This is a genomic window from Sporosarcina sp. GW1-11 (assembly GCF_033088395.1).
GTDB lineage: Bacteria > Bacillota > Bacilli > Bacillales_A > Planococcaceae > Sporosarcina.
The window spans coordinates 1-12184 of sequence record NZ_JAPMIW010000002.1 but is presented as its reverse complement, the minus strand read 5'-3'; the positions used below and the strand labels follow the sequence as shown (position 1 = coordinate 12184).

13 protein-coding genes are annotated in these 12184 nt (G+C 40.1%); 4 read left to right on the top strand and 9 right to left on the bottom strand.

Annotated features, from left to right (window positions below; all coding sequences use genetic code 11):
* Window positions 1-140 precede the first annotated feature (140 nt).
* The gene (locus ORD22_RS02100) at window positions 141-869 is read left to right on the top strand and encodes a Fic family protein (protein WP_317644216.1); all 729 of its coding nucleotides are present in this window, start codon (window positions 141-143) and stop codon (window positions 867-869) included.
* A 114-nt stretch (window positions 870-983) separates the two neighbouring features.
* Window positions 984-1496 carry a hypothetical protein gene (locus ORD22_RS02095; protein ID WP_317644215.1) on the top strand — a complete coding sequence of 171 codons (513 nt, stop codon included), beginning with the start codon at window positions 984-986 and terminating at the stop codon, window positions 1494-1496.
* A 191-nt stretch (window positions 1497-1687) separates the two neighbouring features.
* Here ORD22_RS02095 and ORD22_RS02090 read toward each other — a convergent pair whose 3' ends face one another.
* The 4 genes from ORD22_RS02090 to ORD22_RS02075 all read right to left on the bottom strand — a co-directional run bounded on the left by ORD22_RS02090 (window position 1688) and on the right by ORD22_RS02075 (window position 6859).
* Window positions 1688-2899: a Y-family DNA polymerase gene (locus ORD22_RS02090; RefSeq protein ID WP_317644214.1), complete on the bottom strand. Its 1212-nt coding sequence runs from the start codon at window positions 2897-2899 to the stop codon at window positions 1688-1690.
* Between the two features lie 702 nt (window positions 2900-3601).
* Window positions 3602-4687: a LolA family protein gene (locus tag ORD22_RS02085; protein WP_317644213.1), complete on the bottom strand. Its 1086-nt coding sequence runs from the start codon at window positions 4685-4687 to the stop codon at window positions 3602-3604.
* A 16-nt stretch (window positions 4688-4703) separates the two neighbouring features.
* Complete coding sequence (locus ORD22_RS02080) at window positions 4704-6158, bottom strand: HAMP domain-containing sensor histidine kinase (protein ID WP_317644211.1); 1455 nt, start codon at window positions 6156-6158, stop codon at window positions 4704-4706.
* Window positions 6155-6859 carry a response regulator transcription factor gene (locus ORD22_RS02075; protein ID WP_317644210.1) on the bottom strand — a complete coding sequence of 235 codons (705 nt, stop codon included), beginning with the start codon at window positions 6857-6859 and terminating at the stop codon, window positions 6155-6157. Before ORD22_RS02075 ends, ORD22_RS02080 begins: the two co-directional genes overlap by 4 nt.
* A gap of 409 nt (window positions 6860-7268) precedes the next feature.
* Between ORD22_RS02075 and ORD22_RS02070 the strand changes: the two genes are divergently transcribed.
* Entirely contained in the window at window positions 7269-7724 is a 456-nt protein-coding gene (locus tag ORD22_RS02070; RefSeq protein WP_317644209.1) for a YoqH family protein, read from the top strand.
* A gap of 68 nt (window positions 7725-7792) precedes the next feature.
* Here the strand turns inward: ORD22_RS02070 and ORD22_RS02065 are convergent, their stop codons facing one another.
* The 5 genes from ORD22_RS02065 to ORD22_RS02045 form a co-directional block, all read right to left on the bottom strand.
* Complete coding sequence (locus ORD22_RS02065) at window positions 7793-8383, bottom strand: hypothetical protein (protein WP_317644208.1); 591 nt, start codon at window positions 8381-8383, stop codon at window positions 7793-7795.
* 367 nt (window positions 8384-8750) lie between these two features.
* Complete coding sequence (locus ORD22_RS02060; RefSeq protein WP_317644207.1) at window positions 8751-9188, bottom strand: hypothetical protein; 438 nt, start codon at window positions 9186-9188, stop codon at window positions 8751-8753.
* Window positions 9189-9229: 41 nt separating this feature from the next.
* Window positions 9230-9451: a hypothetical protein gene (locus tag ORD22_RS02055; protein ID WP_317644206.1), complete on the bottom strand. Its 222-nt coding sequence runs from the start codon at window positions 9449-9451 to the stop codon at window positions 9230-9232.
* 57 nt (window positions 9452-9508) lie between these two features.
* Window positions 9509-9922, bottom strand: coding sequence for a pyridoxamine 5'-phosphate oxidase family protein (locus ORD22_RS02050; protein WP_317644205.1), 414 nt, complete (start codon window positions 9920-9922; stop codon window positions 9509-9511).
* A gap of 66 nt (window positions 9923-9988) precedes the next feature.
* On the bottom strand, window positions 9989-10741 hold the full coding sequence (locus tag ORD22_RS02045) for a DUF2087 domain-containing protein (protein WP_317644204.1): 753 nt from the start codon (window positions 10739-10741) through the stop codon (window positions 9989-9991).
* A gap of 263 nt (window positions 10742-11004) precedes the next feature.
* Between ORD22_RS02045 and ORD22_RS02040 the strand changes: the two genes are divergently transcribed.
* Window positions 11005-11778, top strand: a complete 774-nt coding sequence (locus tag ORD22_RS02040; RefSeq protein ID WP_317644203.1) for an NRDE family protein — start codon at window positions 11005-11007, stop codon at window positions 11776-11778.
* Window positions 11779-12184 lie beyond the last annotated feature (406 nt).

The window sequence follows — 12184 nt, the reverse complement described above, 5'->3', positions numbered from 1 at the left end:
ATTGATACTACATAAATCTTTAACTACAATCACGTCGTTATAATTTAAAAGTATGATCACTATCAATTAGGTATAGAACTTTTCCAATATGCGGTACAATAATAGAAATACTCTACTTGTATACTTGGGAGGTTACTCATTTGTTTGAAGTTATTAATAAAAAGAAGGCACAATTAGATGCTGCTCGTCCCTTGCCTAAATATACATTAAAAAGTTTACGGGAAAAGTTATTTCTAGAATGGACCTATCATTCGAATGCGATTGAAGGAAACACCTTAACCATGAACGAAACGAAAGTGGTCCTTGAAGGAATTACAATCGGTGGTAAGACACTAAGAGAACATTTAGAGGTCATCAATCATCGTGATGCTATTACCTATGTTGAAGAAATTGTCCAAATGAAAGAACCCCTTTCTGAGTGGCAAATAAAAAATCTACATCGTTTAGTGCTGAAAGGGATTCATGATGAATATGCAGGTATTTACCGAAAAGAACAAGTTTTTATTTCAGGTGCAACGCATATACCACCAGCACATTATCTGATCCAAGAAAAAATGGATCAAATGATGAATTGGTATCAGAACGAAGGTATCCATCTTCATCCAGTTGAGCGTGGAGCGATGTTGCACGCTCTTTTTGTTGGCATTCATCCATTTATAGACGGAAATGGACGTACTTCAAGACTTTTGCTGAATTTAGAAGTAATGAAAGATGGATTTCCTCCTGTCATTATTAAGGTGGAAAATCGATTGGCCTATTATGAAGCGCTTGACAAAGCACATACGACAGAAGATTATAGCGATTTTATAGCATTAGTAGAACGTGAAGTAGAAGACTCTCTTAACTTATATCTAAGTACAATTAGGTGAAAAGCATCTCTATGAGGTGCTTTTTTTCAACCATTAGATGTGCTTCAATCGGGCCAAAGAATCAAGGACGATATGATGTTGGCCGTACGAATACATTGATAAGGATGATTTTAAATGCTCGGAATAAAACATTATAACCCTAAAATTTATACTAACCCATCCGACATATTAAAAGACCATAAAGTTCAGCTTGAAAGACTAAAAGGGAAACATATAAAAGAAATTTGGGTTGCTTGGGAACAAGATAGTGACGAATGGTTTAGAGATTGTCCAGTTATTATTCGTTTTGAAGAGTGTCAAATAGAGTTATGTGCTTTTAAGTGGGATGAATACTTTATTACATTTGATAAGATCTCTGTTTTACAAGATATTGAATGGTATGGAACTGATTTAAGGATTCAATGGGAAATGAACAAGATAGACAGGTTGAATTTTGCGATTAACAAATGCATAAATGATATTGAAATCATTGAAAGATGTGATGAGAATAGCACCGATTTTTGTTATTTAGAAGGCATAGGGTTTCAATTAAATGATGGTTATTTTGCCGTCTCTAATGGATTGGATGAGAATTTAATTATCACTGACAGACAAGAGGACCCAAATTATAATAGAACAAATATTTGAGGAATAACTCTTTAGCAATCGGGTGCGTTTGCGGAAGATCAAAAGCCTAATTCCTCGTTCAAAAAAACGGAGGAATTAGGCTTTTTTATCTTTCGTCTATTTGCATTTCTTGCCAGTAACCTATAGCTAAATTCCTTGGCAGCGTGTGGTAATTCTTGCGAAAATCGCTGGTGTGAACCACCCACCAAAGCCTATTTATAATGTCCACCGATTAACTTACTTCGTCTCGCAGCGGTTCCGCCACGTGTAAGCGAAACTGCACGCAAAATAGCGGTAGAACCGTACGTTTGGCGCAGTTCATCCATTACTTGACCGAGTTTCTGTTGTTTCCAGTCTGTTGGTTCAAAAAGATTCAACTGAAAACTGCTTGCGTCTTCCAAATTGGAAAGATTAACGGAAATGTGGCGAACCGGCCGCCCGTCATGAAACGTCTCAAATAATTCCAAGCACACACGATAAATCGCCAATGTTTCATTCGTCGCTTCCGGGATCGTCTTTCTACGCTGAAATCCACCACCGTGCACATGCTTCGAATAACCAAACGACAACTGAATCGTCCGCGCTCTCTTTTTCGCCAAACGCGCGCGCATCGCCGCATCTTCACACATTTCAAGGACTACCGCCAGAATTTCATCCGTCGTTACATAGTCGCGAAGCAACGTCTGCCCCTTGCCATAACTGACTTGACCCTCAATTAAAACGGACCCAAGCGTAGAATAGTCAATCCCATGCGCATGATAATATAGCTGATTGCCCATCACGCCAAACTTTTTCTCCAGCCGTTCAAGTGAAGCATGCGCGATATCACCTACTGAATAAATCCCCATATCTTCTAACGTTCGCTCCACCTTCCGTCCAATCCCCCACATTTTTCGAAGAGGTTTAACAGGCCACAGTTTTTCGGGAACGTCCTCATACGTCCAACGCGCCACACCTGTTTTCTTCGCTTCCAAATCGAGTGCCAGTTTTGACAGCAACATATTCGGCCCAATCCCACAAGCCGAACGCAACTGAAACTGCCGATAAAGTTCATCCTGTATACGATAAATCGTCTGTTCCAAAGGCCCCCATAATTTCTCCGTGCCCGTAAAATCAATAAAGCTTTCGTCGATGCTGTACACGTGGATCGCTTCTTTCGGTACGTAGCGATTCAATAGCTTCGTCAACTCCATCGAAATATCTATATAAAACTGCATTTTCGGCTCAATTAAATGAATGCTTGGATCGTCCGGGATTTCGTATAGTCGCATGCCCGTCTTGATGCCAAATTTCTCTTTCAGTGGCGGTGAAGCCGCAAGCACCACACCACCTTTGCGTTCAAGATCTCCAATAATCGCAATGGGTGTCTCCATCACATCGAGCCCTTCCATCGCAGCTGCACAACTCGCGTAAAAACTCCGCATGTCCAAACATGCAATCTGTCTATTCGGCAACTGTTTCATATGCCTTCCACCCTCCGTTGGAACAAGTGTTCTTATTGAATAGTATACCCGATAATTAGCCGTGTAATCAATGGGAATTCGAGGGGATAAAAGACAGATCTACTTTGAAGCTTTGGGGTAGAATATTTAATGAGAGGTCCGGGATTGACGGCAAAGATGTGCTTCCAACGCTACGCCTATGTCGCATCGGCTTTCACTCCAATCCTATAGGCAGAATACAAGTATTTTAAAATTTTGTTGTAATGATCAAGTAAATGATTGATTGAGAATTTTTTACTTTTCTAAGTTCAAATGAAGAAAAAGGTATAAAGCTGAACTCCCACTCACTATCTTCAGAAGAAACACTAGTGAAGCGGAGTGTAAGGCGGCGACTCTGGGAGGATCAGCCCGACAGGTGAGACAACCAAAGAGCGAAAGCCGTTGCGAAGTATGGCTTTTGCGAGTAAAAGCGAAGCGTTAGGAGCACAGTTGCCTTAATTTCTGCAAAGACCTCAGAAATTAAGGCAAAGCGAACCCTTCGCTGTTCGCTTGGCTCACCGCGGGCCCGTAAGACACGCGTCCGCCTGGAACGAAGCGAAACGGTATCCCTTACACTCTCAATTTCTCATGAACACAAACTAAAAACGGCCGCATCTACTAAATAGTAGACACAGCCGTTACATATCACTCAACCAATTCCATAGTATTAGCCCATTCAATCACTTCTTCAAACGTCACTTCCGGATCATTCAGCAAAATAGAATAACTTAAGCCATCTTCCTTCCAAAACAAAGCTCGGAAACCTTCCATCTCAACCGTAGTCCCTTCCACTCCGCGAATCTCTACAGCCTTTTCACCTGGCATCTTCGAATCGGAACTATCAAGATCTGCTGGTGTTTTGAACAATGAAAGGGAAAACAGTGGCGCATCATCTTTCACATAGTTTATATTAATCTCCACGCGATCCAGCGCTCCTGTTAAGTCGTCCATTTCGATTGATTCTATTTTTCTGCCGTCTTCTTCCTTGAAGTAGAGTACAGGTTGACCGACATGTTGTGCAGCTTCTTCAATAGATACTTCAGTTGATTGATTCATTTCATCCATGTTTTGAATCTCGACACCTTCTGGAAGCTCTATTGTAAACGTATCATCTGGGAACTCTTTCCCAAATTCAATTTTTGTATACTCTATAGCGATTTTGTCGTCACCTGAGGTAGAAATAGATTTTAAAACAAACCAATTTTCCTTATCCACCCATAATTCCTGATCGCCGATTAATGTATCTTTTTCATCGGCCTTCGCTACGAGGTGATACGCAGTACGACCTGCGATTTTTTCTTCTTCGTCAATTGAAATCGTGTGCGTATCGCCGATGACCTTCAATAATTGTTTAGCCTGTTCCTTTGGTGAAGGTGCCATAGCCGCCAGCATTTCTCCATCTTCACTGATGAGCGCTTGATTCAAACTTTCTTGATACAACGTAATCTTCTGACCGTCATTGACTGTTACCGTACGTTCTTCTGCAGTAGCACCGTCCATATCCATTTTGAATTTCCCTTCTTTCGTGCGCCATTCTTTGAAATGAAGTTCTTCTTCCTCTACATTCATCGTCGCTTCCCCGTAATAGGATAACGGTTCTTCCGTTTCTTTCATCGCGTTGTTGATCACTTGTTCCGGTGAATACTGATTGTCTTCTGTTGAACACGCGGCCAATCCAAGCGATAGAACGATGACAGCCGCACCACTCATCCATTTCTTTCGTCTATTCATAACTCTCAACCTCTTTCTAGTTTGATAGTACTTTCGGTAACCGGCAAATGACACATGTGCCCACTGACTCTTTTGAAAATAACTGTACATCTCCGTGATGTTTTTCCAGTAATTGTTTGGCGATACTTAGCCCGAGGCCCGTACCGTGTGCTGTTTGTTTACTTCTAGCTTCGTCTGCTTGGTAAAGCGGATTGAAGATCAAAGGAATCTGATCTTCCGCAATTCCTTCTCCTTCATTTTGCACGATGACGTAGACGTTTCGTTCAAAATTAAATGGATAAGCAGATTGTACGAAATCGTATAGCCAATCTACATCTAGTGCAGATAAAGCCGCGAGCCAAATCCGTCCGTTTGTTTCGGTATGATAAATCGCATTGGTCATCAGATTATCGACTACGCGCATCATCTGTTTCGGATTCACTGCGTACTCACCCGTGACATTCGTTGCTGTCGCAAGTTGAATTCGTTTCTCCTGACATAAAGGTTCATAACCCGAAACGAGCATGTCAAAAAATTCACTGCCATCTACTTCGGTACGTTCCATTTCATAAGCTGGTGACTGGAGAAGTGTAAACGTCAGCAAATCATCAAGCATTTGTTTCATAAAATTCGACTTTTCAATGATCACTTGATGATACTCACTTTCCTCTTCACTCGTGAGCTGTTCATTCAATTCCAGCGATTCAGCATAGGCGCGAATGGACGTGAGCGGCGTTTTTAAATCATGTGAAATCGCCGCAATCATATATTCTCTTTCTTGTTGCTCCTGCTCAATCCGTTTTCTCGCTTCGAGTATGTTTTGCCGCATGTCATAAAAATGGGATTGCAACTGACCGATTTCGTCCGCACTTGTCGCTCGTTCTTCGACAGTGTGTTGCCCTTGCGCAAAAGCCGTCATCTCGTTTTGTAAACTCGTTAATCTGCGGTTTACTTTCCGGTTAACGAATAGCGCAACCGCGAAATACAGGCAAATTATTAACGCCGCAAAGCCAACTAATGTCCACGTCGTTCTCTCGGATACAGCTTGCACCCACCCCTCACGAGCCAGTTCAATCTGATAAAATCCGACCAGTTTGTTTTTCTCAAATACGGGTGCTTTGTAGCGATGCGAACGGAATTCCTGCCGCAATGCATACAAGTCTTCATAGAGCACTTCCCGATTCATAGGAGGCGTCGCGGTCTGCACAGGATTTGATGAATACAGCACCAATCCACTTTGATTAATCAGCTGAATCGAAACCTTATCATTCACAAGGTGCTCCAACTTCTTGCGATTCGCGCCGATTTCATAGAGCGACGGATCATTCAACACCCGTTGAATATTCTTCATCTCAACTGTCGTCGTAAAAAACTCTTTCACTTTTTGATCTTCATTGTAGTTATTGATCCAGGCGAATAATAGATACGCCAAGAGAAGCGGCAATAGCATGACGAGTAAATAAGAAGATAGTAACCACGTTTTCAGTTTCATAGACGTTCTCCGATGAATCGATAACCCGCTCCCCACACCGTCTGAATGAATTGTGGCGCTTTCACCGGATCTCCTAGTTTACTTCGTAGCGATTTGATATGAACTGTTACCGTATGTGCATCATCAGCGTCCACTTGATTCCATACATGTTCATACAATTCCTTCTTGGAGAAAATTCGTTCCGAGTTACGCGCAAGCACCTTCAACAAGTCAAACTCTGTCGTTGTGAGCTTAATCTCTTCTTCTGCCTTCAGTACTTTTTGCTGATCCCAAAAGATTGTTAATTCCTCTGTGTAAGCCGTTTTATTGTCGACAATAGAATCATTGCCAGTATATCGCTTCCATCTTCTAAGCTGCGATTGAATGCGTGCACGTAACTCGACTAAACTAAACGGCTTTTCGACATAGTCATCTGCACCGAGCTGTAATCCTTCAACTTTATCTCGGTCTTCTTTTCTCGCACTGATGATAATAATCGGCAAATCACTTTCCCAGCGAATATTTTTGCATAATGTAAAACCATCCATTTCAGGAAGCATTAAATCTACAAGCACTAAATCATAACTCCCTTGCTGGAAATCTTCCCACCCTTCCAGACCCGTTGTGGCCCAAGTAACTTCATACCCTTCCGCACGCAACATATCTTGGATCACACGCGCAATTTCAGGATCATCCTCTACAACTAATAAACGTGCCGCCATGGTGAACGCCTCCTGTATTCATAATGTATCACGCAATCGTTTCGTTTCTTGAAAGTTTATCATTTCTTTACTTTTCCTCTTATCTTATCGGAAGATAGCTTTGTGGGACAAGAATCATAGGAAAAAGCTCTAACGGGAAGAAATGTTTTTTTCCCATTAGAGCTTTAATATTCTACTATTACAAAGGATGCCTGCATTTCTTCGCATATAGGTATTTCATTTGTCTTTAATCTTTTTCAAACTAACAGGACGTATTAAACAAGAAATAGCGGTCAAGATATTCCGTTTTCCAGATTGCGTCTATATCGCAGTCAGGACATTTTACATATAAACAGGATAGCAATCAAAAAATAATAAGTATTGTGTTTTAGGGAATAATGATAGTAAACAAATTTAAGGAGAATCAGAAATGAAAAAGTTGCTCTTTAGCCTGATCTTCGTTTTAGTAATTCTTCCTTTACAACCACACTCCGAGAATAAAGTTGATGAGTTGCCACCTTGTTCAGCCATACTTGAACCAACAAAAAATGTACCTAAAAATGCCAAAGGCGTAGCACTGATTTATACTATTGAACGAAAGTTTAATGATGAGCGAACAAGTCTTAGTGTTCATGCACTCCATTTACCAAAACCATCCAGTTTCGGGGGTTATGATGGGTATGAAGTATTAGCATATATTCCCGAGGAAATAAGTTGGACCTTCTCATTGTCCCCAATAACTAACTTCGGGGAAACTACTTGGGTTGGGAATTTGGATGAAGTTTCACCTACGATGCGACCTACCCGTATCAAAGTTCGGACAATCAATACAGTGACAAAGAAAACGGGTCCTATCGTACTAGAAAAAATAGTAAAACCTTGTTGAACCAACGTATGCGATTGTGCAGTACAATTAATTCCCCTTACTCAACAAACGGAGGATTTTGTTCAATTTTATTCATCCAATTTTATTGGTATTAAGAAATCTGGTAACAAGTGAACCATGTCTTCATACGAATAAAATAAAGAACTGTTAGAATAAACCTCTAACACAAGACCAGATTGAATTAGACTAAAAACAGTCGTTTCATCATCGAAATTTATATTTACAGGGATAAGATCAAACACTCCTCTTTGACGTACCTTTTTATCAACTGTAAAACAGTTCTTCCGAGAAGACCAAAAAACTAAATTTTCCATACTGCCGATTAATTTAATAAAAGGAAAAACGACAGAAAACGATTCACTATTTAAGATCTTAACAATAGCAACTTTCGAACCACCATACTTTCCAATATATTCAAATCTTAAATCATTCTTATTACAAGTTAACTCAAAATCACTTGTAAAAATATCTGTAATTTGAAGACAAAAGTATATTGGAAATGCATCGGCCCCTTCCATCCAAATCCGAATCGTTTCCGTGGGCATATCCATTACATCTGGAAAATGAATGTCAAATACGGAATTAGGGCTTCCTATCATTTTAAACTGAAGATATTCTTCATATTGCATATGGGAAATCTCGCTAATTTCAATTTTCATTAAATCCAAACCCCTATTTTTTAAATTACTGATACGTGTCTGTGGGAGAAACAATCCTGAAAGTTCACAAATCCAGGTTTTTGAAATAATCGCAGGAATTTAAATAAACGGAATAGCTTCTTGCACAGACATCTGCTCAGTTTTTTAGACTAAATAATTAGACCTACTATTATCAGCAGCATTCCCAAGTATAGTAAAACACTACCCCCAAATGGTTCGATAACATAATATATAAATGCAGAAATTTTACTTTTTATAGTCTTTTGGTCTTTGATGACTAAAAATAAAAAACTTAAGGAAATTATACATAATACTATTCCTAATATTATCATCACTAATTTCAACTTCATCCCACCTACTATAATTTTTAAACTGGGATTCCTAACTTCCTCATTTTTTTCGTAACAAAACTCTTCCAAGTTTCGCTACCGGGCTTCTTGGAACCGATATTAACCGCATAATTTGTAACAAAGTGCTTAACTGTAATAAACTTTTTATATAAACTTACTTCTTTTTTTGTTAAAATACCAGCTTTTAATGATCTATTTAAAAGCCCTCCAAACTTAGCTACTCCAGATATCCTACCAGACAGAGCACCTAATCCTGCTGAAACTCCAATTTTAGCAAACAGAGAACTTCTAGAATATTTTCTTATTTTCAGTTTAACTTCAAGTGTATAGATTCCCCAAGCATTTAAACCACCTGATATTGCTCCAACAATAGCCCATGCAACTGTCCCTTTGGGATCCACATTCATCACCGGATTATTATTCGCGTAGTTATACCCATTTAACAAAGCAATCATGGTATTTCCCTGAATATGACTATTGCAAAATCATATGTAAATCAGATGCATTCAACAGCGTAGACATTATCAAGCCCCACATAAACGATATTTGTCGCATTCGGTAAGTGGAAAAACCCGAAGTCATCGCAAAAAGCCTCTGCCTCTACTGCTTGCGTACTTTGCTTTAAATTATCACTACTACGCTTGGCCACTTTTAAGCCGTGGAAAACTCGATAATGAATCGAAACGGCATAACCTTCACTCCCCATCCCTTTTCTCACAACCTAAAAAACAGCCAAACAAAGTCGTTTGACTGTTCCTATCTAACGTATGTGCGATTACAAAGAAATATCCTGTGGCGGTTGCCCGGTTTTATTCATCAAACGAATCGCCTGTGGTTCGATTTTTAAAATAACTAAGTTCGGATCTTCTGGACCGTCGAACCAATGCTTCATCTGATCATTCCATAACTTCTTTTTCAACCCTTCATCTGATGAGATGGAAACGCTACCCGAATACTCAACATACGCATCGCCGAATCCTTCGCCCTCGTAGCCCAGTAGAATATGCGTGTGCGGATTGTCTTTTAATTCATCGACCTTTTCCGTCTTTTTATTAGTTGCCGTATACAACGTCAATCCATCATTCATAAATGTCATGTAGCGGCTATACGGTTTATTATCGTCCACCGTCGCCATCGTTCCAATAAAGCTTTCGTCTAAGATCTTTTGTACAGTCTCTTTTGCTGTCATAAAAGTTCCGCTCCTTTCGCGATTACTCTTACTCTTCCCAACTGCACATTTTCTAAACATGACGAATCACTTCAACCAATATTGACTACCGTCACGCGTATGGCCGACTAAGGCATAGTCAATTAACGACTTTTTCACTAAATCGACGTCTGCATAAACCGTTTGTAGAAGTTGTTCAATTTCACGTTCGCTATATGTGATCTCGCCATTTAATCGTTGGGCGATTACCTCCATTACAATCAATCGTTGTTTCTCTGTTGCCGGAAATTCATTCATCGGTCCCGCCACGCCTTCCGGAAAAAAGCGTTGAATAATTTCACGCTTCTCATTTTCTTCTAGTATCGATTCATCATGCAATAACTGGGCGGCTTTTTGTGGCGTTAAGAATGCCGACGTTTGCTCGTCCCGTTTTTTGATCAATTCCATCATGGCTAAAAACGTTTTTGCCTGACGTTCTTTTTCCTTCAACGCAAATCGATGATGTCGAACCGTCGCCGCGCTGCCGATTTCCAACTCCTCTTGAATTTCCTTATCCGTTTTCCCTTGATAAAAAAGACGCAGTAAATCTCCTTGGTGATCCGTCAGTCCCGTTAACTTCTTATCCAAATCAATCAAATAAGAAAATACCGATTGATGCGTATGCTCAATATGGACCCGCATAAACCGTTCCGCTTCATATAAAGCATTTTCATACGGATAAATAATTCCTTTTTCTATAGCTTTATCGCATAATAAACAACGATACGAATCTTTTTCTTCTATATACCCTTGCTTTAACTCATCCAAAGTAGCATCCCAAAACTGTTCAGAAGTCTCCATATTTTCCACATCCTATGTTCAGTGTAGGCAACGCAAACAAAATCCATTTTCGTTTGTTTGTTATCTACTATGATACCTCGTATATTTTGAATCATCAACAATAAAACAAACACATCATCCGTTTGTTTATTTTAAATCAAACAAATAGAGTAATTGTTTACACATACAATTGATAAGCTGCACGAAACTCCGACACCCTATACTCGTCAAACGATAGACCGCATGATACACTAGCGAAAATACATAGAAACGAGGCGCTCACTATGTGCTTACTAGCCTTTGAATTACAAAACCACCCAAACTACAAGCTCGTCCTAATGGCCAATCGAGACGAAGAATACAAGCGCCCAACAGCACCTGCTGACTTCTGGTCTGATGATCCTACTATTCTAGCCGGACGCGACCTGGAACAACTAGGCACATGGCTCGGTATCAATAAACAAGGGAAAATCGCTGCACTAACCAATTACCGAGACTTCACGTTACCAATCAAAGGTGAAAAATCACGCGGACATATCGTCTCTTCATTCCTACAATCGGACATCGCACCGCAAGCATTTATGGAAGAACTCCACGCCAATCAAGCGCAGTACACAGGCTTTAACGTACTTGCGGGATCGAGCGAGGAGCTATTCTATTACTCCAATATCGAACAATCAATTAAGCAAGTAACGCCAGGAATACACGGACTGAGCAACGCCTTACTCGACACGCCTTGGCCTAAAGTTGAAAAGACGAAGACACTTTTACGTGCGTATATGGAACAAACAGAAACCGTCGATCCGGAAGTGTTATTTAGTTTCATGCAGCGCGCAGAAACATTTCCCGCTGAACAACTACCGGATACTGGTGTCGGCAGTGAATTGGAGAGTTTATTGTCTTCTATATTCATCGCGTCAAAGGAATACGGCACGCGTTGCACAACGGTTGTTATGATCGACAAAAACAACGACGTGTATTTTGAAGAGCGGACATTCAAGAACGGCATCTTCGCAACTGCAAAGAAATACACATTTACGATCGAAAAAACGAGCTAACTCATTGAATTAGCTCGTTCAGTCGAGTAGTGCAACAGCTGAAATAAGAAGCGTATGGTAGAAACGGAGTGAGATAGATGGTTTTTACAGCATTACTACTGAGCGTTTTAACTACTTATTTTTGGAGATGGGCTAGTCATACGTATATTAACCTGAGCCGTTTGTTTGCCTCTTATAACCCTCCAGGCGATTTAACATCCGCTGAAAAGATATTTTACCTGTTCTTTTTTCCAGCAACATTATTCGTCATTTTATATATGGTAAATTGTCAAATCAAGTCGAACGCGTCAGATAACTCATGAATACCTCAAAGGGCGTATTGAAATTAAGTACTTTTCTAGGAATTTGATTGAAATTTAACAAGAACCCTATGATCTCATTTTGAGTCAACCTACTGAAGTCTGTA

What these genes read in the sequence shown, in the direction of transcription:
- ORD22_RS02095 (WP_317644215.1), top strand. Translation starts at nt 984, where the DNA reads ATGCTCGGAATAAAACATTATAACCCTAAAATTTATACTAACCCATCC.
- ORD22_RS02090 (WP_317644214.1), bottom strand. Translation starts at nt 2,899, where the DNA reads ATGCGGAGTTTTTACGCGAGTTGTGCAGCTGCGATGGAAGGGCTCGAT.
- ORD22_RS02085 (WP_317644213.1), bottom strand. Translation starts at nt 4,687, where the DNA reads ATGAATAGACGAAAGAAATGGATGAGTGGTGCGGCTGTCATCGTTCTA.
- ORD22_RS02080 (WP_317644211.1), bottom strand. Translation starts at nt 6,158, where the DNA reads ATGAAACTGAAAACGTGGTTACTATCTTCTTATTTACTCGTCATGCTA.
- ORD22_RS02075 (WP_317644210.1), bottom strand. Translation starts at nt 6,859, where the DNA reads ATGGCGGCACGTTTATTAGTTGTAGAGGATGATCCTGAAATTGCGCGT.
- ORD22_RS02070 (WP_317644209.1), top strand. Translation starts at nt 7,269, where the DNA reads ATGAAAAAGTTGCTCTTTAGCCTGATCTTCGTTTTAGTAATTCTTCCT.
- ORD22_RS02065 (WP_317644208.1), bottom strand. Translation starts at nt 8,383, where the DNA reads ATGAAAATTGAAATTAGCGAGATTTCCCATATGCAATATGAAGAATAT.
- ORD22_RS02060 (WP_317644207.1), bottom strand. Translation starts at nt 9,188, where the DNA reads ATGATTGCTTTGTTAAATGGGTATAACTACGCGAATAATAATCCGGTG.
- ORD22_RS02050 (WP_317644205.1), bottom strand. Translation starts at nt 9,922, where the DNA reads ATGACAGCAAAAGAGACTGTACAAAAGATCTTAGACGAAAGCTTTATT.
- ORD22_RS02045 (WP_317644204.1), bottom strand. Translation starts at nt 10,741, where the DNA reads ATGGAGACTTCTGAACAGTTTTGGGATGCTACTTTGGATGAGTTAAAG.
- ORD22_RS02040 (WP_317644203.1), top strand. Translation starts at nt 11,005, where the DNA reads ATGTGCTTACTAGCCTTTGAATTACAAAACCACCCAAACTACAAGCTC.